This is a genomic window from Lederbergia sp. NSJ-179 (assembly GCF_022867885.1).
Taxonomy (GTDB): Bacteria; Bacillota; Bacilli; order Bacillales; family Bacillaceae_C; genus Lederbergia.
The window spans coordinates 164,403-187,758 of sequence record NZ_JALIFP010000006.1 but is presented as its reverse complement, the minus strand read 5'-3'; the positions used below and the strand labels follow the sequence as shown (position 1 = coordinate 187,758).

Below are 23,356 nucleotides of genomic sequence, written 5' to 3'. Positions count from 1 at the left end.
TGAGCTTCCTCGTGCTATCGCACTCCGGGATCTCACCGATGCCTTTCCTCCCGCTGGAGTCTACGTACATTTCCTCCGCTAAGGTAATGTATTGTTCGGTTTTAGAGCTTATTTTTTTATTTTTGTCCCAGCCCCGAGTTTTTTTGTTGGATAACCATATATACAAGTCCCTCATTCACTAACGAGTTTTTCCCCTCTATTACGGCCCCCCTCTTCCCTAATAAGGGAACTTTGTCATGAATGCTGGACTCCTAAACCCTCCTCACACCTCCACCACCCCCCTCTCAATATTCCCCCGTATTTTCGCCAAGGTGACGGCTTTGCGTTTTTTGATGGCGGAGAGGGAGAGGTTTTCTTTTTCGGCGATGTCGCGGGTGGTCATGCCTTTGTAGAAGGTGTCGATGACCCATTGTTTTTGTTTGTCGGTGAGACCGATGCAATAGTTTTGCAGTTGTTCGAGCTCCAGCCATTGTTTCTCCTCTTCTATCGTGTTTTCCCAGAATGCTTCATCTGGATGGACGTTTCGTTCTTCGTTTTTTCTGTGTTTTGTGAGATTGGTCATCATGCGCCCTTTTATATAGGCGTAGGCATAGGCGGAGAATTCTCCCTTTTCGTGATCAAATCGTCGGTGAGCATCCCATAAGGCAATTAATCCCGTTTGAAAAAATTCATCCTGATTTTTATAAATCGATAAAGTGTTCATCACATGGTAAATCATTGGTCGATAGTTCTCCACGATTTCGTCAAAACTTTCCATTGTCATTTCCTTTGGAAAGCGCGCTTTCTGTGTATTCCCGGGTATCTCTACCTTAGGAAAAAGCTGTCTCCAAAGCGAATGGCTGTTTTGGCAAAAAAAGTGTGAGTTTTTGCAAATTTGTTGAATAGCGAGCTCTTTTTTGCCTTTTCATTAAGGGGAATTTGTCATTTCTAGCAAAGAATCATTTTCGGGCAAATTTTTTAGAAGAAAGCCGGCGAAGCTCTATCTCCAAACTTCAAATAGAGCCTTCACAATCATTGCACGATACGTGCTATGTGACGGGGACAAGAAAAAGAAGAAACTGCAACATGTCATACATAGACAGTGAAGGATGAATGAGCGCCTTTTCGAAAGCCTCAGATCAAGAAGATGTAACTTTTGAACGATACTTTCGCGAACACACATTTCATCATCTACAACACAAACTTTCATTTACTCATCTCCTTAATTACTTTTTTATTAGTAAAACCCGGCTAAGCAAAAAAAAAAAGCTACTATAAATAACCGCTTTTGTTTATAAGCAAATTAACTATAGTAACCTTAGTCGATAAAAAAATCAGAAGTGATCGGATTTAAAAAGCCCATTCCTTCATGGCCTTAATAAATCCATTGTTTTTTTCCTTTGTTTCAACATATAAAACGCCCTTCAATCAATAACAACATTCTCCAATTTTAATAAATTTATCTCCATCCAATACGACAATAGGTAATAGCTCATTTTCATCGGCTATTAAGGAGAGATTTCTATCATAAAAATGATATTTTTTTGGATAGGCAGCAAAACTTTTGATTACGTACTTATCACCCATTTTTGTAATTTCGCCATTTATACATTTCACTTCTCCATTTTCCTCATAGAGATATGTTTTAATTCCAAATCCTTTTAAATAAGCGACTAACTCCTCTCCCATATCCCAATCGTCACCAGTAGCATTTCCTAATAAACCCTTATAATCTTCAATAAATACGGATTGTCCAAATCGATTCCTTGATAATTTAGGTTTATTGTAGTTTGGACTTGTGACACAATAAGTAGAAGCAGCCTCGCCTTTCTGGATCTCTTTATCTGTAGAGTGAACATTCCAGTCATAACACAAAAACACTGGCATCATAGAGCGATACGCCGATTTTAAGAAATCTACTCCACCCAGTTTTTCGTATGCCACTAGACTCGAGTTTGCTACAAGGCCTCCCCATAATGAATGGATCATATAGGCTAGTGATTCCCACCACCTATCAGGGTTTTGCGATCGATAGTCATTGCTAAATCCTATATTCGCTAATAGTAATTCTCCATATCTTAAGGCTTCCTCTTTATAGCCTAATATGGATAGTGTTTCACAAGAAGGCCCTATACCAGCATTATCATAATAATGCTCTGTAATGGCTCCCTCTAACCGTGCACTTTTGTTCTTTACTTGAATGCCAAAGGAATCCCATAACTTTAATAATTTATCTTTACAATCGATTTTTTGTTTGAGTATATCTTCTAGTAATTCTTCTATATAAAGGCTGAAAACCCCACATAACTCTGTTTCGTTCTTCTCCCGTTGAGATTGATGCATGGATTTATCGAATCTTAAAATCAATACTTCCGTTGCCCACTGTAGATAAGTTCTAGCTGAATGGTATTGCAGTTCATCATCATTAAACTTAGCCAGAAGATAAAAGACATGGGCGATATAATCAAGATCAAATATTCGGTAAAAATCACCATATAATTTCTTTGGTTTTTTCAAATCGCCATCTTCAAACCACTTATTTTTTATATAAAATACAGCACTATTTTCCGCTTTTCTAATTTCATCATGGTTTTTTTCAGCTAAAAGGTTTTTAGTCAGAATTAAACAAACCTTCCCTAAAGATTCTCCTTGATTTGAAACTGGTTTAAACGCTGAATAATGATCTTCTTCCTCCCTATTAATATAGGACTTCTCACACAAAAATTTAACTCTTTCTTCAATGATATCCTTTGTTGATTCCAATACATTAAATACAACAAAGTCTACAGAACGATCATCAAACTCAACGATAAATTTTTTCTCTCCAGAAGAGGTGCTTTGGACATGTAAAGAATAACCATTTGTTGATTCCTGCACAATATTAGAAGTTAGGTCCATTTTCTTACATCCATCCACTTGATATTCTTCAATCCAAGCCTTTTTAATGCACTTATTTTTTGGTACTTGGATGGTACAACTGAAATGACTATCCTTCATAATCACAGGTGTATAATCCAAGACTGGATTTCCCAATTCTAAGCCATTTTTGAAAAAAGCGTCTTGATCCTCAAAAGTCATAAAGGTAAAGACCCACTCCTTCATATCGCTAGTTTCAAGTTTAATAGGATTTCCGTAATTATAAATCCAGTCTTGATTCACTTTTCGATCATTGACTAATTCCAAAGAATGAAAGATACAACCATCTAGAGATGGAGAAACTTGTTCTAAAAACAGATTTTGGTATCGACAAAAGGAGCCAATGGAATTTAACCTACCTTTTGTATTATATATACCCAAGTGAGGCCCTTTATTACTTCTCCGCACACATGCTATTTTACTGTATTGATTTGATAAATGAGGAAAAATAGCACAGGATTGCGACATATTTCTGTTTACATCTTTATCACGGAACATAATATAGGCTAAGGATGACCATACACGGAATGAATCTACGGTTAATTCTTGTTTATCACTATTATTTACAACTTTTATGGACCATTTTAACTGAGTGTTAAACATTAAATCATAGCATAAAACAACGGTTACTTCTTCAAAATTATATTTCACTTCTAATCTTTGATCTTTCTGTTGCATAAAGGCTGGATTTATCTCATAACTATCATAAACCTTGTTGTTAGCTACCAATGAAAACTGTCCAAATAATTTGTCGTCATCTTCATAACCATGGCTATTTAAATAATCTTTATTAATTACCCAGTTCATGGAATCCGAGTCATTTTTAATTAATAGTTTATTTACAACTCCTTGTGAGTTAACTTCTAAAAAGAAAGTATTATTTTGTAATGTTTTCATCAGTTATCCTCAAATCTCCCTTGTTATTTCTTAACTATTGACCTTGGCTTTGATGGCTTTAAAATCTGCAGTCCCAAATTGATCGATCAACTTCCAATAGCATGATACGGCAACCGCCGGTATCCAAGGAAAACAAGTTTTGTTACCTTCACCCTTCCAGCGCTTACCAAAACCTGTATCACCGAACATAGGATCATCTTTTGCCCACCAGCTTATTAAATAACCTTCTTCTTGTAATCCAATATATCGATAACCCCAGTCTTTTCCCGGTACTGCGACAGTCTGGTTACATCCATGCCAAAGCAATTCCGCTACAGATAATAACTCACGATCATTTGTGATTTTGGCTATTTCCGCCATTTCTGCTACCCCTGATAACTCAAATGGATGAACATATCCCGCACCAGGCGTATCACATGCACCAATTCCGGTACTCCTAAATCCATATTTCACTAAAGTACTTTCTGGTGGTAACGGAACATCCCATAAACAGGTCCATGTACCATTTATTCTAGCTGCATCATGTGCACCATTAAGGTAATATATATCACCTGTGGCTTTATAAATTGCAAATAGAGAAATCATAGGAAAGTAAATACTCTCATTATCAATTAATTGCCCCTTTGCATAAATACTGTCATGAATACCACCATTAAATTTAATTCTATTTACAATCATTTCTCTAACAAACTTTCCAGCTTTCTTTGCCGCTTTAAGGTACCTCTCATCGCTTGTTATTTGGTAAAGTTTTATTAAAAAAGGAATCGAGGTAGCTGTAGAAGACTTTTGTTCATACATGGTCGTTCCAAACCAAAATTCTGGTTCTGTTATTGGTTCTCCTTTAGTTGTATAAGCACGATACCAGGAACCATCGGACTCTTGCGTTTTTAATAGAAAATCACCATATCTTATTGCCGCGTTGAGCCAGGAGGTATGTTCTTTAGCAACTTGTTTTTCATAGTCATAAACGAGTAACAGTGCTTCAGCATCTTCATTCATACAACGAAGATAGGAACCTTTTAATTTTTTCAAGTGTTCAATAACAAATTTTCTGTGCTCGTATAAAGGCCCCATTAACCGTTCTAATTCCTCACCCTCTGCATACGCCAATGGAAGAAGTAAACCTGTCCACCAAAAGTCGACTGATTTCTTATCAATGCTATAAAGGTTATAAAACATTCCATTTTCGGATATATGAATTTTATCAACAAAGAAGTCGACAATTTTCCGCGCCCTTCTAACATACTCACCATTGCCTCTTTGATATCCATAACGCAAAACATTATAGGCACTTAGTACATTTTGTCCTGTGAAGCCAAACTGAATAATATTACTTAGCTGTTCTCCGTTTTGTGGATGGCAGTTCAACACATAACCAGCAGGTTCATTTTCATCTTCATCAGCATTCAGTTCCACATAATAACGATTTAGAGCATCAAGTCGATATTCATTTAATTCTTCAGCCGTTGCAGGAAGAGGTACCGGATTAGGATTCAAGTCATTCACTCTTCTCTTGTAACTATTCCAAATTGAAGAAACAAAACTCGGTGAGGAATCTACTCGAATTTGATACGAAACTTCAATTGTCTCTCCAGATTCTGTTGGCCAAAAGGACTCCCAACCAAGTCTTTCTTTCATATAGAGTGCGTGGCACTTTTCCCCCTCATAAAATGGATAGGATGCCCTTAACATAACTTTTGATTTTCCATTAACTTTTCCATTCCACACCCCTAATGACCCTATATCTGTACGTTGAAGAAATACACGTTCATTATTCGGACGGTTTGGGTAAGAATCATAATTTGGTTGATTAGATCGAATCAATGTCACGTTAATTTTCGTTTTTTCATCATATGCAGAAACAGAAAGAGTATTAAGTCGATCTTCACGATACATTAGATTCTGAGTAGCTAAATAGTCTTCAATCCCATCATCATCTAAATCATTTTTGTCATATAGCGCAGGTGGAGCAAAATATCGAAAATCCTCAAATTTGGTTTCCTCATGAATATCAGTGTAAATGTCTAGGCGAACTCTAAATCCCCCAAACTTCGCGCCTTGAATAACTTTCACCTTTCGATCTATTTGCCAAGTGTCATTTTGTACCTTATTCCATTTATCAATGATTTTAAAAAGACCATTATCTTTAGTTTCAACTGTTGCCTCCGCATAAATTTGGTCTCCATCATTGTAGAAATAATCATATTCAAATGCATATTCTTGTTTTTCCATTGTATTACTTTTCCAAGTTTCTATTAAAACCGGCTTAAATAGATTTAAAACCCGAGTATTTTCACCTTCCATATTAGCGATATAAAATTGAGGTGAGTACCCTTCTTCTTTTTTATTCATTTCTAAAGATAATTGTGTATTCATTAGTATTCTCCCTTCTTACTTTACAGCTCCAGCTGTTAAACCTTTTACTAACCCCTTTTGTGCAATAAATGTAAATACAATAACCGGTATAATATACATCATTCCATTAGCGGACATCTGTCCCCAATAAGTTTGGAAGGTAGTGACATATCCAGCAATTCCTACTGGCATCGTTTGTGCTTCCACCGTTTGGGTTAATGTTAAAGCCAACATAAACTCGTTCCAAGCTACCATAAATCCTAATATTGACGCTACCCCAATAGCCGGAAGGGATAAAGGCAGTACGATACGTACAAATTTCCCAATTGTTCCTAAACCATCCATTTCTGCAGCTTCTTCTATGTCAATCGGGACTTCTCGGAAGAAACTTTCCAATATCCATATAATCAGCGTCAACATTAGAGGTAAGTAAGTGATCATTAAACCAACCTTCGTGTCAATTAATCCCAAAGAACGTATAGCTATGAAATACGGAATTACTAAAGTTATTGGTGGAAACATCCTAACTGCAACAACAAGTGCGAAAAGGAAGCCACTTAATTTAAATTTATATCTTGCAAATCCATATGCAGCAGGTGCTCCTATTAACAACGCTAAAACTAACGTAACAAAAGATATTACAATACTATTTATTATAAAATGTTGAAAGTCACCTTTACCGAGAACTTCAACATAGTTTTGAATGTTCGGTGATTCAGGTATCCAAAAAGGTGGTATGGAAAACATTTCTTTATCACTTTTTATCGATGTTAAAAATGTCCACAAAAAGGGAAATAAGACAAAAATGGACATTAAAATCAAAACAATATATGACAATATGTTAGAAATTTTAATTTTTCGGAACATTACATTTCACCTGCCTTTGGTCGTAACAGCCTGAAGCTAAAGTAACTTACAATTGATATAATCAGCATCACAATAAAAGAGGCAGCCGCACCCTCACTAAAATTAAGTTTTGTGAATACTTCTTTATAAATATAGGTACTTAATACTTCAGTTGAACCACCAGGTCCACCTTGGGTTAATATATACACAATATCAAATACCCTAAAAGCATCTGCCAATCTTACCACTAAAATCAATAGAATAGCCGGCTTTAATAAAGGCAATGTTATATATCTAAATACTTGATAGCTTTTAGCACCATCAATTTTGGCCGCTTCGTATAACTCTTCCGGCAGGGATGACATCGCTGCTAATAACACCAAAATAACAAAAGGTGCTGCTAACCATAAATTAGATATTAGTACCGCTCCCTTTGCAGCCCATGGATCTACCATCCATAGAGGTCCTTTTATTCCTACTAAAGATAAAATGTTATTAATCGCCCCATATTGGTCAGCAAAAAGCCAACGCCATTGTAATCCAGATACCACAGGTGCCATAATTAAAGGCAGAGTAAATAATAATTTAAACAAATTAGTACCTGGCAACGATCTATTCAAGACAATTGCAACAACAAACCCAATTACAAATTCAAAAAATAATGTCGTTATAACAAATCCAAATGTTTGCAATAACACATTTAAGAAATCATTTGATTGTAATACATGGATATAGTTTTTAAACCCTACAAAGCTCATATCAGTCATCTTTATGTTAGTTTTTGAAAAACTCAATCTTAACGACCACAATATAGGCAGAAAAACGGTTATTGCCATAATCACCAATGTTGGTAATGTAAGGAACAACCCTTTTCTTTCACGTGAAGCTCCTACTTTTAATTTACTGTTTGCCATACTACAGATCCTCCTATGCAAAGGCCGCAAATGAATTTACGGCCACATAAACAATGACTAACCTGTGTTATTCTGCTAGGATATCTTTGACATCCTGAGAAGTAGCGTCCAATTCTTCCTCAATACTTGTTTGTTTAGATAAAAGTTTCGAAAGAGTAACGGAGAGACGCTCTTGAATCGATGGAAAATTGGGATTTTGAGTAAAGACTTGTCCATCCTTAAGGGATTCAGACATAATCGTAACTGCTTCTAAATCCTTTTTACTTACACTGTCATCCTCTTTTAATGCGTTTAGTGCAGATTCACGTGGTACTGGGTTAATAAATTCTTTACCTAATTGCTTAACGACCTCAGAGCTAGTCGCCCATTGTACAAATTTCCAAGCTGCATCTTTATTTTCTGAAGAAGAAGATACACCGTACCCCCAACTCCAAATGGCACTTCCTGACAAATCACCCTTTGGTTGCTTAGCGATTGCAAAATTATCCGCAACACGGGAATCTTCAGGATCATTAGCCGTTGAATACATATACGGCCAGTTTTTTACCATCGCTACTTTACCCTGTAGAAACATATTTTGTGCCTCAGCATTATCAAAACCAACTGCGCCCGGAGGACTTGTTTTATCTTCATTTTGAATTGCATTTAAATATTCAAAGACACTTTTTACTTCCGGGCTATCCAGAATAACCTCATCATTTTCATCTAGTATTCCTCCACCACCTTGATGAACAAGATCGAGAAGATGAGTAACTGGTTCACCAGCTTGCTTCCCTTCAATTAAAGTTCCGTATATCTCTTTATCAGGGTTGTTTAGTTTTTGAGCATAGGTTCTGTATTCCTCCCAAGTTTTTGGTGGACCTTTTAAGCCAGCTTCTTCAAACAAATCTGTTCTATAATAAACTATCGGAGTATGAACTAGATATGGTAATCCATATATTTCATCCTTGTATTTAACAGTCTCAAGAGCGGCTGGGGCAAAATCCTTTTTATCTTCATCACTAATTTTACTTGATAAAGGTTCAAGGAAACCATTTGAGGCAAACTCCGAAATCCAAGGTTGGTCAGTTTGGTAAACATCTATTGCACCCCCACCACTCATAGACTCCGTTAAAAATCTTTGATGCATGTTATCATGTGGGATTTCTAAGAAATTCACTTTAATACCTGTTCCCTTAGTGAAATCGTCTACAATTCCTTTATAGAATTCCGTATAAGGCCCTCCAGCCTCAGCTCCAACAGTAATTTCAACGCTTTTTTCTTTACTAGCAGGCTCACCTTCGTTAGATGAAGAGGAATCATTATTACATCCAGTTAGAATTCCTATCAAGGCAAAAATCATTATCATTGAAGCAAAAATCATTGTTTTTCTCATGCTCTTCCCCCATGTAAAAAATTGGCAACAAGAAAACCCAAATCTCTCTCCTAACAAAGCTGAAGAAAAATTTGGGTTAAGCCTATAAAATAGTAACTCCCCATTATTCAATTCTCGAATCCTACTAAAATTAGATTTTGTTTGCTTAATAAGTAACGCTTTTCATCAAGTTGTATCATATGCTACTCATATACGCAACAATATGAAAGGTCTGATCAACTTGTTCACTGAGAAAAAACTAGTTATCCATATCCATGAACTAATCCAAAAACACAACATGTCTTTGCGAGAACTTTCCAGACAAGCAGATATTGATATCGCCAGATTAAGCGAACTTGCTAGTGGAAAACGCCAACGTATCAATGTTGAATACATCGTACGTATTGCCGAAGCCCTAAACATCACTGATATTAGAGAGATCCTTACAATTGAAGACAAGTAAGAATCTCCTATCCTGTCTCTACAATTCGCTGTATCTTACTTTCTACAAAAACCCTTGAGGCAACGTTTCTATTTATCCGATCCCCCTTTCGCTTATTAAAGCCTATTCCCTTTCCAACTAAAACCATGGTTTCCCCATCAACACTTTCCACCGCAACCGCATTATGACTAAAAACTTGTAGAACCTTCATCATGATCTCCTTTCAGTTATTAGAAATAACGCTAACATTTTACGGATCGTTGACCCTATGGGCAACGCTTCTATTTTTATTATAACCTATGATGCTTATATACGCAACACTCTTTTTCGAAGGGATCTGATCATTTGTATAACGAAAGAAAACTAGTTATCCATATCCATGAATTATTGGAAAAAAGAGGATGGTCGCTATCAAAACTTGCACTTGAAGCTGACATTGACAAAGGAAAATTAAGTCTTCTAGCAAACGGTAGACGTGAATCCATATATATCGACTATATCATTAAAATTGCCGAAACCTTGGATATCGATGACATAAATGAAATCATCTCAATTGAACGGGTTAATGAAAAAGGTAAGGAAGGATAGGATATGGCTACATCTTGAGGTAGGATAAACCTTTATAAAAATGCCTTCATGGTCGATTCCGAAAGAAGCAATGCCATCATGAGAGTCTTTATCATCATTTTGTAAATTTGTATTTTATATCTTTTCATTTTGTTAGAACCGTCATTCAAAATTTTTTCCACTTGGCCATTCCAGGCAGTATTATTCGACTTATCTTACTTTTCATTTGTTTGTGTTTAAAAATAATCCCAGTAAGCAATTTGGATAATTATAATACTCTGTAAATGATTAAAAGACACTTTGGATGGTGACATAGGCACTTATTTCGATCTACGATCAGTGCATTTTCATTTAATAACCCTCCTTGTATAGGAACTAAAAATAGTCTCAAAAGTATTGGCATTTTCCGAATTTTATAGGAAAATAGAAGTGTGTATAAATAACTACATTTAGACAGTATTTGAATAAGGAAAGGTTGGGAGAAAGTGAGAACGATGAATCAAGTAGTAGATCAAAACTTTGAGATTCGACAAGATTACATAATTAGAACTTTCACAGCGGGATTATTACCACGCACCAATCACCATGGATATTTGTTCACACAAGTTGTTGAAGAAGGTAGATATTTATATGTTCGGAAAACACCGTTGGAAATTATGGAGGAGAGCCTGCTTCATTATGGGCATGATTTGGATGGTGCCACTAAGGCAGCCAAGCAGGCACTCGGAAATATTGATATGCCCCCAATAAAAGTTTGTAAGGGAATGTACTGGTTTCCGACCATATCGCCTAAAAAAGAGGATAATATTTGGATTGCAGCCCATCATGCGGGCAACTATAAACCTGGATCTGGGAATAAAACATCATTGTTCATAGGGGAAAAACAAATGATCACGATCAAACTAAGTCCAAGAGCCTACGCCAACAAATTAAATAATACACGAAATTTAGAAGAGATATTCGAAAGACGTTATAAAGAGAAATCTAAAGACATCTTAGCCCAAACAGATTATCAAATCATTAAAGAACATCATCATCCTGGTTACCATTACGTCCTGGTCGAATAGTTCAAACAAGATCATGCAAGATAACCTCTTTATTACGGGCAGATGCCGGCTAACGAAAAAAAGATGAAACAAAAAATGGTCCTTTTAAAATATTAATTTTGTGGTAGATGCTTTTCCGGCTTAATCAGTAGATGTAATATGTATACGCTATCAGAAGTATGAACATATAAAACAGATTGCTTCCTCTCCTATGGATATTCTTAATCTTAGGGGAGGGATGGATTGTGACTGGCTAGATTAATGTTTTTTGCAGAAGAATTTTGTTTTTACATTGAAAGTTTTATTACATTGAAATGGGAGGGTGATAAAATGCAACCACTGCCAAAGGATGGTGGAACGTTTTGGACGACACATAATGACTTGAAAATTCAAGTTTCGTACGCGGAGTACGAGAATCATTTTGAGGCGTTTGCGAGTTTCTATTACTGGGAAGAGGAAAGCATTGATGGCTGCGGGGAGCATCCTATCTTAACTTGGGCCGTAGCTGGCGCCTTAGCAAACGTCATGGAAGAAATCAAAGAACAGGGACTAGATATTTGGACAACAACCCGGCCATCCACCAAGCAAAAAGTTCAATTTTTGATGTTTCCAACCTAATGACAAGGAGTGAAATGGGAACGTCACAGAAGTCATGTATTTCTGTGATGTTCTGTCTAAAGTGAATGGACATTACAAAAATCTCCTTCATACAAATAACCTATAGTGAGGAATATAAAATGCTACGATTACCAAAGGACGGCGGAACCTACTGGACTACCCATAAGGGCCTACGCATTCAAATCAGTTACACCGGTTATGAGTATCATGTTGAAGCAACTGCTCGTTTTTATTATTGGGAGCAAGAGAGCATAGAGGGCTGGGGACAAAATCCTCAGTTTGAGAACGCAGTTGCAAGTGCAATCGGAAGTTTAATGAGCGAAATCAAGAAACAGCGAATAGATATTTGGACGACAACTCGTCCGTCCACCAAGCAAAAGGTGAAAATTGTGATGTTTAGGCCAGATGAGATAAATTGAAATGGCAATGTCATAAGAATTTAGGAGATTTCCGTGACATTCCTCGTCTAAAATGAAAAATTGGAATCTGGTACCCAGTGTTATCTTTTGTCTTTGAAAGAGAACCCGATATTAAAAAAAGGTCCTCTTTTGTTTTAATTTAAATTGAAGTGAAAGTCCCATCAATGGATACGACAGTTCCATTGATATAGTTTGCTTTATCGCTTAATAGAAACACGACAAGCTCGGCTACTTCTTCTGGTTCACCAAGACGTTTTTGAGGTATAGCTTCAATGACTGCCTTCACATTTTCCGGACTTTTTTCACGATACTCTTTTACCATAGGAGTTTCTATCGTTCCCGGGGCGATCGCATTCGAACGAATTCCTTGACTGGCATATTCTGCTGCAATCGTTTTGGTAATTCCTACGATTCCATGCTTTGTTGCAGAATAAGTCCCAACAGTTGCTTGTCCGACAACACCCGCCGTAGAGGAAGTGTTTACAATAGAACCTCCTCCATTTTTCAGCATAACTTCTGTTACATATTTAATTCCATAGAGCGCTCCTAGAAGGTTTATGCCAACTACTTGATTAATTTGTTCAATGGTATTATCAACAAATTTCAGACCAGGACCGGAAATCCCTGCATTATTATAAAACATATCGATTGTGCCGAATGCTTCAACCGTTTTATCTACATATCTTTTTACATCTTCCGCTTTGCTGACATCCGCTTGAACAAAAATGGCTTTTACTCCTTTTTCTTCCGCTAACCTTACCGTCCACCTGTAACGATCGCCACTTTGCTATGATTCATATAAAGCCCTCCTGTAAGAGAAAATGACTACTTGTCATTATAAACTTTTGGCGATTCCATTTGAAAACGGACGATTCCGGCTATACGACAAGGGCCTTACTCAGAGCACTTTTCAAAATAACGTGTCTTTAGGATCAGTCACTCCCATTTTTTATAGGATTTAACCCCATTCCAAAACAAGTTATTGATCCGGCTATGTATTTGGTAATTAAAAAATGTTGTTTATGGCAGTGTGTTTTTTAAATGTAAAAAGGCTGAAGATATGCAATAAATCATTTTTACCCATTGCTTTTTGTCAGAAATCCGACAAGAATTACCATATATTTTCAAAATTCAACTTGTATTGACATTTTTCTGACGACTGGATAAACTGGTTTTATTAACTTTTTAGTTGAAAGAAAGTTCCATATTCTTTTTCAATTAAATCTACTTAAGAATTTGACTAGAAGGGAGAAATTTAGATGTTAAAAACAAAAAAAGAGGTATCAATCTTCCGGAGTGCTTTACCCATCATAAGTGTTTATGGCAAACTAAAAATGTAGGTTATGGCACTTCTTTTATGCATGGCCTATAGGGCTATGCATAAAAGAAAAAGCCACTTGCTAACAACTCAATAATTAACTACACTTCCTGTTGGACCATTATTCTGGCAGGAGGTAGATTAGGAGTGTTAGAAGTGACTGAAATTAATTATATCAGACAACAAGTGAACGGAAAAGGGCATACATATGCAGAGGTTGCGAGAAGAACAAATAGAGACCCAAGAACCGTACAGAAATATGCGGATCTAGATGAATTCCAACCTGAATTGAAAGGAAGGAAACCTCAACCTTCTCCGGTTATGGATCCGGTGAAAGAGATTGTGGATCAGTGGTTGAGGGAAGATTTGAAGAAGAAAAAGAAATATCGGAGAACTGCGAAGCGTATTTGGGAGTTATTAAAGGAAGAGTGTGGATTTAAAGGTTCAGACCGAACGGTGAGAGCATATGTCTCTAAGCGGAAAATAGAATTACTTGAAGAGATGGAAGCAAACGATGAGGCAGCTCTTCCGTTAGAAGCAAGTCCAGGGGATGCCCAGGTAGACTTTGGGGAGGCACCGTTTAAGGTAGAGGGAGAAGTCATAGAACTTCCGTATCTGGTTATGTCTTTCCCGTACAGTAATGCATTTCTGGTTCAGGTGTTTGAGTCCCAGAATCAAGACTGTTTCTTGGAAGGCATGAAACGATTCTTTCATCACCTTGGGGGTGTACCTAGAAGAGTTCGTTTTGATAACTTATCACCTGCGGTGAAAAAGATTCTTCCTCATGGAAGACGTGAACTGACGGAGGGATTTGAAAGGTTTGTCTTACACTACGGTTTCGAATATGAATTTTGTAATCCAGGTTCAGGGAATGAAAAAGGTCATGTGGAAGCAATGGTTAAGTATGTTCGTAATAATTTCTTTTTACCAGAACGAAGAGTATTTCAATTAGACGAATTCAATACCAAGTTGTGGGGAGAAGCTGAAAAAGATCGTCATCGCCAACATTATGAGAAAAAGGAAGAAATCAGTAAATTATTCGAAGAAGATAAGCATGCATTTTTACACTTACCGGCCAAGGAGTATAGTTGTGTACGCTATGAAACTTTGAAAGCTGATAAATATGGGTTTGTCCAAGTGGATACAAAAAAATACTCCACTTCCCCACGTTACGCAAAACAAAAAGTCTTGGTGGCAATCACATATGATCAAGTTACTATCCTTTCGGATAGATACGAAAAAATTGTAAGACATAACCGAATCTACGGAAATGCATCAAAATCAATGGTATGGCAACCCTACCTATCTCTTATGGCCACAAGGCCAACAGCTTTGAAATATACGACGTTCTATGGCCAATTACCGGAACGCTGGCGAAGCTATTTAAATGAATGCACCGTTGAGGAGAAGAAAGAAGCTCTCAAACTATTATCAACATTACTGAAAGAACATAGTTTAGAAAAGGCAACAGAAGCGTTGGAGATAGCTTCTAAAAGGATCCATCCATCTTCCGAATCAATCAAACAGGTTTTCCATCAACTTATTCACGGGCGGGGTTATCGTGATACGTTGGAGATGAAGCCTAGCATCCCAGTCATGCCAGTCGCTGAGCGAGGGATTAAGAAATATGATGTCTTCTTTTCCTCTAAAAGGAGGCAGGCATAATGCATGAAATGATTCAGGAGTACGCAAAGCGATTAAAACTCAGCTGGATTCGTGAGAATTTCCATACGGTGAACATAGAAGATCCTCAACAATACTTATTAACACTTTTTGAAAAGGAAGTGAAGCAGCGTGAGGAGCGTAAGATAAACCTATTATTCAAAACGGCAACGCTGCCGAACGTGTCTGGCAATCCTTTTGATTGGACAGATATTCAATTGGGTCAGGGGTTAAGTCAAGAATCGGTATTAGAAGGAGAATTTATCGAGGCAAAGGAAAATATGATTTTTTATGGTGGAGTAGGTGCAGGTAAAACCTACCTCTCTACGCTCATAGGAATCAATGCCATACAGAAGTATGGCAAGCGAGTGAAGTTCTATACCGTTGCTTCATTGGCAAATGAGCTGTTGGAAGCGAATGAAAAAGGTACGTTGACCAGGCTGTTTAACAGAATAGATAAGCTTGATCTATTAATATTAGATGAGCTAGGCTATATTCCATTGCATAAGCAAGGTGCAGAACTACTGTTTCAAGTGATATCTATGTGTTATGAAAAACGGAGCATTATCATTACTACCAATCTTCAATTCGGACAGTGGAACCATGTCTTTGGCGATCCAATTCTAACGGAAGCCGTAGTGGATCGCCTAATCCACCACTCCCACCTCATTCTGTTTGGGGGTGAAAGTAAACGAATGAAGGAGTCTATGATGATGAAAAATTAGAGGTTGGCAAGTGGTTTACAAAAAGGGCTGCCGTTTCATGCATTTTACACTTGCCAAATACACATCATAAGTTTGTTCCTTCTCATACTACTGGGTGTTATTATTATGCCACAATTAACTGCAACTATGATTGAAGTTACCGATTCCAGTGGTACTGTATCGACAGTTAAGGAACCAGGAGAACCCATGCCATTAGAATTAGTCTTTATTTTTGCGACTATTATCAGTATTGCTAATTTATTTAGTATGGGCTTTAAATGGAAAGAGATCGAAAATAAAGTTGTCAAAAAGGTGGCAAAGCTAGTCCCTGCTGCAATGATTCTTTTTTCTATCGGCTTAATCGTTGGTTCATGGGTTTTTTCAGGTACAATACCCATGTTAATTTATTATGGTGTAGATTTAATTAATCCAAATTATATATACTTAGTTGCTTTCATCGTCCCTTCCATATTTAGTATCCTAACTGGTACATCTTGGGGTAGTGCAGGAACAATTGGGGTTGTATTGTTAGGGATTGCAGCCGCAATTGATGCAAATTTAGCCATTGTTGCAGGGGCAGTGGTCGGTGGGTCATATTTTGGTGATAAGATGTCACCCCTTTCAGACACTACAAATATTGCAGCGTTAGCAGCTGATGTACCTTTAATGGATCATATTCGCTCAATGATCAATACAACAGGTCCAGCCTATATTTTAGCAGCCATTACCTATGCAATCATTGGTTTTACTACATCGATCAATAGTGATGCCGCGCAATTAAACGACATCGTTATTCTTAAAGATGAACTTTCAAGTCTGTTTAACTTCAGTAATTTATTTCTAACTATTATTATACTAATCCCTATCATTATCGTTTTATATGGTTCTTTTACCAAGAAACCAACTGTACCAACATTAATTGTTTCTTCTATTATCGCTGCCTTAATTGGGGTATTCTTACATGGGTTTTCATATGAGCAAATGCTAGCAGCTTTAAACACAGGATTTGATACGAGTCTTATTTTCCCAGATGTTGAGATTAGTAAAAATGTAACAGAGATTTTAAATAGAGGCGGCTTATACAGTATGGTAGGGCCTGTAATTATTTCAATTATGGTATTTATTTTTGTCGGAACATTAGATTGCATTGATGCGATCCCTAATATAATTAATAAAAGTTTTGCTTGGATTAAGTCAAGACCGCAAACAATTATCAGTTCTTTATTTGCAACAGGTCTTACAAACGCTTTAACATCTAACCAGTTTGCTACTTCGTATATTATCGCAGAGGCTTTTCGCCCAATTTATTCGAAATTTAAAATTCCTAGAAAGGTATTATCGCGAAGTATTGAAGATTACGGAACAATGATAGAAAATCTACTTCCTTGGACGACCACAGGAGTATTTATGTTCGGGGCATTAGGGGTTTCCGCTCTTGATTATTGGAAATTCCAATTTGTCTCTTTATATGGATTTGTCATAGCTATTATTTTAGCGCTTACGGGAATTGGTTGTTTCTATAATGAAAAAAGGAAAACACCTGAAAAAGGAGAATAACACCTTATGAAAAATCAAACGATGTTAATCCACCATGGCGAGGAACATGATCAATATCAAGGGGCAGTTGTCCCACCTATTTATCAAAATTCATTATTTGTTTTTGAGGATTGGGATGACATTGATCAGGCATTTGATGATCCTACAGACAACGCAATTTATACAAGAGGGAAAAACCCTGGCGTTTAGCAAATTGGAAATCCTCCACTTCTTCCAACAGTTCATTTGGAAAAGTGACTAATACTTGCTTGTTTTTCTTTTTATCAACGGCCATACAATCATCCTTTCTATATAAAGTAAGTGTTATAGGTTATATAACCTAACGTTGACAATCCATTCTTTAATTTGCAATATTAGTATATAGGTTATATAACCTGGGCGAAGGCGAGTGTTTGAATGAATGTCGATCTTTATAAAATGGAAAATCCTGTATAATAGGGGCTTGAAAAAAACTCACAATTAGCTTCAACTTTTAGCACCGAATGCTCAGAAGTTCCACGAACACCATGATGTCTATGAGACCGAGGCTTTTGTCAATATTAAATTGAGCCAGAGCGCCCACCTCAAAAGTGAGCCACTTTTTGTAGAATACCCTCTGTAAGTGGGTGGGATCCCCCCACCTGGCTCCTGTTTAAATAAAAGATTGAATATAATAGAAAAGATCGTTTGGTGTATCGACACCATACGGGTCAAAGTGCAAGAAAAGTCGCTTATGAGCGATCAGCAATTTTGCAAAAATAATTCGCTCTACTGCTGGGAGGCTGATGGGCGGATTATTTTTTGTCTAAAAAAGAGCGATGATCGCCACGATCAGCGTAGAAAAACGGATCATTAAAATCAAGGATTCAAAAGTGCTCACTCGCAGCCCCCTTACTACCTGGATTTTCCAAGGCTAGAGACAGCGATAGGTGCTGACCGCCACTAAACCTATTCGGTTTTACTTATTTATGTATATCCTAAATGAACTGTTTATGCATTAACTAGATTACAATGATGCTATAGATAATTTAGTATTATCCTGTGGTAATTTGGATATTTTCAATTGTTCCAGAACCTAATTTCTACACTACTAGCTTAGTAATTTGTCATATTTCTCCAAATCGAAAAAATAAATATTCAGAATTAAATGAGGACCTGGCATCAATCACTTATATTCATAGCATTCACATACTCCAAGAAATCAGGTATCTGCCACTTTAATATATTGTAGACTGTATATTCATATCCAGTTGTTTCTGTAAAGGTTAAGTCTATAGATTGCCCACTTAGCCCCCTTGTTTTATGTTCTGTGATAGATTGTATGTCACCATAATGAAATGCTACCGTATCACTACACCCAGGTAAAAAAGATCTTAGATATATCACTCTTCGGTTTGTTGCCATTAGCTTGCCTAACTTTTTCTCAACTTCACCACTCACAACCTTTTTTACTACTTCCCCATCTTCTAATATAATAGGTAAAAGTTCCAATTCACTTTTCGTAAAAGACGTTGAACTTACCCCTTCTAGTAGTTGTTCCTCAGCCACTTTTACTAATTGTTCTCGAATCTTTCTCAATTGTATTTCCTCCCTTTAATTAATTTGTTCACATCTTTATGGTACCGGTGTTTGATGTATTTATCACCCTACAAAATATGATTCGAAGTTTTTTTATAGACGTTGTCTTTGTTGGGCGTGTTCACCAATTGGCCTTTAAGAAGGTTATGGCTGATTCGAAATTCCGTGATGCAGAAGAAGGTTCTAGTCGTCTCTTTTCACGATTAAAAGAATCACTATCTACCGCGGAACAAAAGGAATTGCTCCTTGAATTAGAATCGGAATGGGACAGAAAGTATGGCATTTTCCTTGAATATAGTTATTGCCAAGGGCTTGCAGACAGCCCAATGATTTATAAGGAGCTTGAGAAATATGGAATTTCGGTTGTGAAGGAAACTGCTGAAAATAATTATATCTCGTCAGGCTCTGATTCTTCTATTCTTATGTAAGAATAGTAAATACCGGGCGCCAGGTTCTGAAACAATTTAAAATTGTGTAGGAACCTGGCATCCTCCTATTTTTTCATCAATTCACCCATGTTTTAGGTCTGTGATCCATAATCATCCTGCTTATGAGCATAATCCTCGTTCATTAACTATTTGCGTACATTGATTGTTGTATCTCCTTATGTATAACTGGAAAAGGAATCTCTACCTTCTTTTATATATCCTTTTGAATTTTTTAGGCAATGGGAAATTTCAGGCTGGACTTTACTCCTCAAATAATGTATGATTTTTATAAACCTAGGCCGTCCGAAAGGATGGTGATTTAATGAACATCCACTTTGAAAATGAAAAATTCAAGTTTATGTTCATATTTAACATAAACCGGATTATTATTTATACACAAAGTCAATCGACTATCTTTAACATGATATCTGGTGGTATATACCCTATTTATCAATTTTGTAAAGGTATTGTCTTTAAAAAATTCCTTTTATGGATTCTAGTCATACTATATTTTTATTATCGAACCATTTAGGTTTTCTAGGGATACACTTAGTCCCTTTGGACATCTAGATATTTTTAATCAATGAATAAAATTGGCGGCCTGGTTTAGATATCATCTTCAATCTAAACCAGGCCTTAAACAAACTAATATAAAATACCAACTTTAACCCTTCACAAATTCGCAAGTAAATTAGTTTCTTCATTTGCATAAACTTTCCTGTTCAAGAATAGGTCGATATATTTTTGACTAGTGAAATGGCAACCCTAAACGCAACTGACAATCACTTACTAACTCAATGTCAGGGGTCATTTGAACCTTCCACACAGTCAATTTCAAGGATTTGGTCTATTCCCAGCTAACGATGATGAAGCAGGAGTAGCATTCTGTTATAGTCAGATATACATCAAGCCGAATTTATGTGGTATCGACCAGCCTTAGTACGGCTTCCTGTACTATCCCAACAATTTCTCCAAATACTCCTTCCCTTTCTCCCTAATAACAAAATGATTATCCACACTGGCCTTTTGTATCATAAATTTTGTTATATCTGGATTCACTTCAATCAACTGATCAAAATGATCCATAATGAGATGCTTTATAAAGCTACTATCAAAATCCATAAATTGTGATAACTGTGTCAAAATGGTTTTTTCAGTATCCTCCGTGATTAATAGAAGTAATGCTTTTGCCGAATAATATCTAATGTCATGGTTTTCTTCATTACACAATGTTAATACAAATTGCAGAAGCATGAATAATATGTCTCTATTTATGCTTTTACAATATTCATTCTCTAACAGATTAACTATAGCTTTTAACGCCTCTATTTTCTCAAAATCATCTAGCTTGTTATAGCCACTTAACACCTCGAAAAAGCTCCTGTAATCAGCATCATTAAACACTACCTCAAGCATAAGAAAATTCACATTTAAAGTTGTAGTTGAATACCTTTCAAGAAAACCATCGTGACCATTCTTAACAACTTCTATTTCATCAACCAGCTTTGCATAGAAATCATATGTAACAGACATTTTACTACCGCAATATGCTTTAACAAATACAATTAACTGCATTGCACTTACTTTATCAGATATTAATTGCTTGTTACTTAGTAATGTTCCCGTCGCCGCTTCAAAAATAGACTGTACTAACTCCTTTGATAAATCTACATTCCCGTACCTAATTATATTCGAGGCAGTTTGATAAGGGTCATTAGCATATCCCGAGTACTGTCCATTTTGACCTTGAGTTTTATTTCGTTCATTAATTTCAGCTATATATTTTAATAATTGTTTCCTATTCTCATCCCGGGATTTCCCCGTAACTTCTAATGTATAAGTACTTTTATCCTTTTCCGGTAAATGTTTCATTACATTTTCGTGAAAATCATCACTCAGTTCTCCTTTTGTTTTCCTAATGCTGATAATTGCAGAAATTAGGTTATGGTACTTATCATATTCTGCTTCGTCGATGACAATCTTGTTAATTTCCGATATTAATTTTGTTGAAAGTTCGTTATTAACCTCTTCCAAACCAATGAACGATAACAGATTAAAAACATTATCATAATACCGGTACAGCCCCTGAGATATTACATCAAGGCATATTTGAGCAATTATATTGTTATCCAGTCTCAAATTATTATTTTTTAAAGCATCGAAGATATGATTACCAACCACGACTAAACGTTCTTTATCCTTTAACCAAATATCTATTATTTGTAGCACTTCCAGTTTTATTTCTTCATAATCTTTATCTGAGAAATAATACCCTAAGTGTTTAAACGCCTCCAAAACTGAGATGCTTCGTAAGTGTTTAATTGAATTAGATTTAGAAAAATTGTATATTTCCAATGCATCAGATGAATTCATTTTTCCAAATACGTCATTGAAAGTATTGATATAACTATCAATTTCCTTTTTATTTCCTTTGTAAATTCCCATCTTAAGTAACAAGACTCGAAATTGCCAATTACTATATTTCTCACTTAAATGAAAAGCAACACTTTTTATCCTATCTAACGTAAGTATAATATGGATGAGAGAACCATTAAAAACGGCAATCACAAAGCTATTTGCTATTTTATCAGCAAAAATATCAATATGGTTACCAAAACTTACACTGTATGGAGATTGGGTCTTATACTTTATTCTCTGTTTATCGATTTCTTCATATAAATTATTTGTATAACGGTCAAGAAGTGGGTAATATAATGCCTTTTCCATCTTATCCAATTCTTCTTGAGCATCACTTTGTATAAAATACTGATTCTTTTCCTCTCCATATCTATTGCTAGTATTACGAAGATCGATCAAAATATCTTGAATCAACCAATCAGGTAATGAGGATTCCTTTGCTTTTATCAAAGCATCCTCTAAGTACGACAAACAACTAGATAAGTCTCCTTGCCAATAGCTCTGTATCGCTTTCCAGCGAATTTTCACTATTTTGAATAAAATTTCACTTTGCGCTTTTTCTAGGTAATCAAGTAATAAGGACGTATTAAATTCTCTTATACTCCTCAACCCAAAAAGCACATGTAAAAAGGCTTCACAATAATCGTCTAATTTACTTGTATCTTTAATCTTTCTTTTGGTATCGTAAATTTGACGGGTAATAAAGGCTTTTGTTTTATCTAGACCTTTTAATACATCCTTTTTAATAGATTCATATGACTGAGAAGCAATTTCTATTTTTGTTTCACTATAATCACTGAACTCTTGGTCCCTTAAGCGGTTTTTACAATAAAGTCTATAAATTTCCCCAATGTCATTAATTAAACTTTCATATCCTATAGTAATAAACTCACTAAATGAGCTTGCTATATAAAAACGGGAACCTTTTGCTCCTATTAGTTCATTCTGGATTTGGGTAGGTTCCTTTTCTCTTTCATTACAAAATAAATAGATTGATTTTTTAGATTGTGACTTTGCGCGATTTATTTCATTTACTATAGCAGGTGTTACCCCATCAGCATTATCAATTAGAAAAATACAAACGTCACTATCATCTAAAGCATATAGATAATTCTGCTCAGCTGTTTGAGTGGACGCTAATCCGTCTTCGAATAAGTATACTCTTGCTAGACCAGTCTGTTCAATAAGATCTTTTAATTTTTTGCGCACATCATCATATTTAGTAACACCGCAGCGGGAACTAATGAACACCTTTATTTTATCTCTTACTATTGTTTTTTCAACCATATCATTCATTTGAGTTTCCGCAAAATGCAGAGACGCAGGCTGAAAAACAAGAGTGTAATGTAGTCGCTGCGT

The 23,356-nt window shown here is 36.1% G+C and carries 21 protein-coding genes and 1 pseudogene; 11 read left to right on the top strand and 11 right to left on the bottom strand.

Translation table 11 applies throughout. The features are described from left to right. Window positions 1-262: 262 nt before the first annotated feature. The 6 genes from MUB24_RS07215 to MUB24_RS07190 form a co-directional block, all read right to left on the bottom strand. Window positions 263-757, bottom strand: coding sequence for a sigma-70 family RNA polymerase sigma factor (locus MUB24_RS07215; RefSeq protein WP_244702697.1), 495 nt, complete (start codon window positions 755-757; stop codon window positions 263-265). A gap of 650 nt (window positions 758-1,407) precedes the next feature. After that, window positions 1,408-3,792 (bottom strand): hypothetical protein, encoded by a 2,385-nt coding sequence (locus tag MUB24_RS07210; RefSeq protein ID WP_244702695.1) that lies wholly within the window; start codon window positions 3,790-3,792, stop codon window positions 1,408-1,410. 30 nt (window positions 3,793-3,822) lie between these two features. After that, window positions 3,823-6,168: a glycoside hydrolase family protein gene (locus MUB24_RS07205; RefSeq protein WP_244702693.1), complete on the bottom strand. Its 2,346-nt coding sequence runs from the start codon at window positions 6,166-6,168 to the stop codon at window positions 3,823-3,825. Window positions 6,169-6,183: 15 nt separating this feature from the next. Then, window positions 6,184-7,014, bottom strand: coding sequence for a carbohydrate ABC transporter permease (locus MUB24_RS07200; protein ID WP_244702692.1), 831 nt, complete (start codon window positions 7,012-7,014; stop codon window positions 6,184-6,186). Then, window positions 7,014-7,907 carry a carbohydrate ABC transporter permease gene (locus tag MUB24_RS07195; RefSeq protein WP_244702690.1) on the bottom strand — a complete coding sequence of 298 codons (894 nt, stop codon included), beginning with the start codon at window positions 7,905-7,907 and terminating at the stop codon, window positions 7,014-7,016. Before MUB24_RS07195 ends, MUB24_RS07200 begins: the two co-directional genes overlap by 1 nt. Window positions 7,908-7,974: 67 nt before the next feature. Next, window positions 7,975-9,282, bottom strand: a complete 1,308-nt coding sequence (locus tag MUB24_RS07190) for an ABC transporter substrate-binding protein (protein ID WP_244702689.1) — start codon at window positions 9,280-9,282, stop codon at window positions 7,975-7,977. Between the two features lie 220 nt (window positions 9,283-9,502). On the opposite strand from MUB24_RS07190, the gene MUB24_RS07185 reads away from it, so the two are divergent. Then, window positions 9,503-9,724 carry a helix-turn-helix domain-containing protein gene (locus MUB24_RS07185; RefSeq protein ID WP_396426705.1) on the top strand — a complete coding sequence of 74 codons (222 nt, stop codon included), beginning with the start codon at window positions 9,503-9,505 and terminating at the stop codon, window positions 9,722-9,724. Window positions 9,725-9,731: 7 nt separating this feature from the next. Here the strand turns inward: MUB24_RS07185 and MUB24_RS07180 are convergent, their stop codons facing one another. After that, window positions 9,732-9,914 carry a CAT RNA binding domain-containing protein gene (locus MUB24_RS07180; RefSeq protein ID WP_244702685.1) on the bottom strand — a complete coding sequence of 61 codons (183 nt, stop codon included), beginning with the start codon at window positions 9,912-9,914 and terminating at the stop codon, window positions 9,732-9,734. Between the two features lie 134 nt (window positions 9,915-10,048). Between MUB24_RS07180 and MUB24_RS07175 the strand changes: the two genes are divergently transcribed. From MUB24_RS07175 to MUB24_RS07155, 5 genes are all read left to right on the top strand, one after another. After that, window positions 10,049-10,291, top strand: coding sequence for a helix-turn-helix domain-containing protein (locus MUB24_RS07175; protein WP_244702684.1), 243 nt, complete (start codon window positions 10,049-10,051; stop codon window positions 10,289-10,291). A gap of 107 nt (window positions 10,292-10,398) precedes the next feature. Beyond that, a complete protein-coding gene (locus MUB24_RS07170; RefSeq protein WP_313898427.1) occupies window positions 10,399-10,554 on the top strand; it encodes a CidA/LrgA family protein in 156 nt (51 codons plus the stop codon). A 210-nt stretch (window positions 10,555-10,764) separates the two neighbouring features. After that, a complete protein-coding gene (locus MUB24_RS07165) occupies window positions 10,765-11,337 on the top strand; it encodes a competence protein ComK (RefSeq protein ID WP_244702680.1) in 573 nt (190 codons plus the stop codon). 309 nt (window positions 11,338-11,646) lie between these two features. After that, window positions 11,647-11,934, top strand: coding sequence for a hypothetical protein (locus MUB24_RS07160; protein ID WP_244702678.1), 288 nt, complete (start codon window positions 11,647-11,649; stop codon window positions 11,932-11,934). A gap of 119 nt (window positions 11,935-12,053) precedes the next feature. Then, window positions 12,054-12,353, top strand: a complete 300-nt coding sequence (locus tag MUB24_RS07155; protein WP_244702676.1) for a hypothetical protein — start codon at window positions 12,054-12,056, stop codon at window positions 12,351-12,353. A gap of 139 nt (window positions 12,354-12,492) precedes the next feature. Here MUB24_RS07155 and MUB24_RS07150 read toward each other — a convergent pair. Continuing rightward, window positions 12,493-13,116: pseudogene (locus MUB24_RS07150) on the bottom strand (SDR family NAD(P)-dependent oxidoreductase); the annotation flags it as partial. Between the two features lie 702 nt (window positions 13,117-13,818). On the opposite strand from MUB24_RS07150, the gene istA reads away from it, so the two are divergent. The 4 genes from istA to MUB24_RS07130 all read left to right on the top strand — a co-directional run bounded on the left by istA (window position 13,819) and on the right by MUB24_RS07130 (window position 17,783). Beyond that, window positions 13,819-15,336, top strand: a complete 1,518-nt coding sequence (gene istA, locus MUB24_RS07145) for an IS21 family transposase (protein WP_057989006.1) — start codon at window positions 13,819-13,821, stop codon at window positions 15,334-15,336. Next, window positions 15,336-16,058, top strand: coding sequence for an IS21-like element helper ATPase IstB (gene istB, locus MUB24_RS07140; RefSeq protein WP_057989004.1), 723 nt, complete (start codon window positions 15,336-15,338; stop codon window positions 16,056-16,058). Before istA ends, istB begins: the two co-directional genes overlap by 1 nt. Before the next feature lie 105 nt (window positions 16,059-16,163). Beyond that, window positions 16,164-17,594 (top strand): Na+/H+ antiporter NhaC family protein, encoded by a 1,431-nt coding sequence (locus tag MUB24_RS07135; RefSeq protein WP_244702674.1) that lies wholly within the window; start codon window positions 16,164-16,166, stop codon window positions 17,592-17,594. A gap of 6 nt (window positions 17,595-17,600) precedes the next feature. After that, entirely contained in the window at window positions 17,601-17,783 is a 183-nt protein-coding gene (locus tag MUB24_RS07130) for a PLP-dependent transferase (protein WP_244702672.1), read from the top strand. A 595-nt stretch (window positions 17,784-18,378) separates the two neighbouring features. Here MUB24_RS07130 and MUB24_RS23620 read toward each other — a convergent pair. Together MUB24_RS23620 and MUB24_RS07125 are read right to left on the bottom strand one after the other, a co-directional pair. Next, window positions 18,379-18,453: a putative holin-like toxin gene (locus MUB24_RS23620; protein ID WP_373306810.1), complete on the bottom strand. Its 75-nt coding sequence runs from the start codon at window positions 18,451-18,453 to the stop codon at window positions 18,379-18,381. Between the two features lie 281 nt (window positions 18,454-18,734). Then, window positions 18,735-19,151, bottom strand: a complete 417-nt coding sequence (locus tag MUB24_RS07125; RefSeq protein ID WP_244702670.1) for a PH domain-containing protein — start codon at window positions 19,149-19,151, stop codon at window positions 18,735-18,737. Between the two features lie 128 nt (window positions 19,152-19,279). Here MUB24_RS07125 and MUB24_RS07120 point away from each other — a divergent pair, with 128 nt between their 5' ends. Then, window positions 19,280-19,579 (top strand): hypothetical protein, encoded by a 300-nt coding sequence (locus MUB24_RS07120; protein ID WP_244702669.1) that lies wholly within the window; start codon window positions 19,280-19,282, stop codon window positions 19,577-19,579. A 954-nt stretch (window positions 19,580-20,533) separates the two neighbouring features. On the opposite strand, the gene MUB24_RS07115 is transcribed toward MUB24_RS07120, so the two are convergent. Continuing rightward, window positions 20,534-23,293, bottom strand: a complete 2,760-nt coding sequence (locus tag MUB24_RS07115; RefSeq protein WP_244702667.1) for a DUF4062 domain-containing protein — start codon at window positions 23,291-23,293, stop codon at window positions 20,534-20,536. Window positions 23,294-23,356 lie beyond the last annotated feature (63 nt).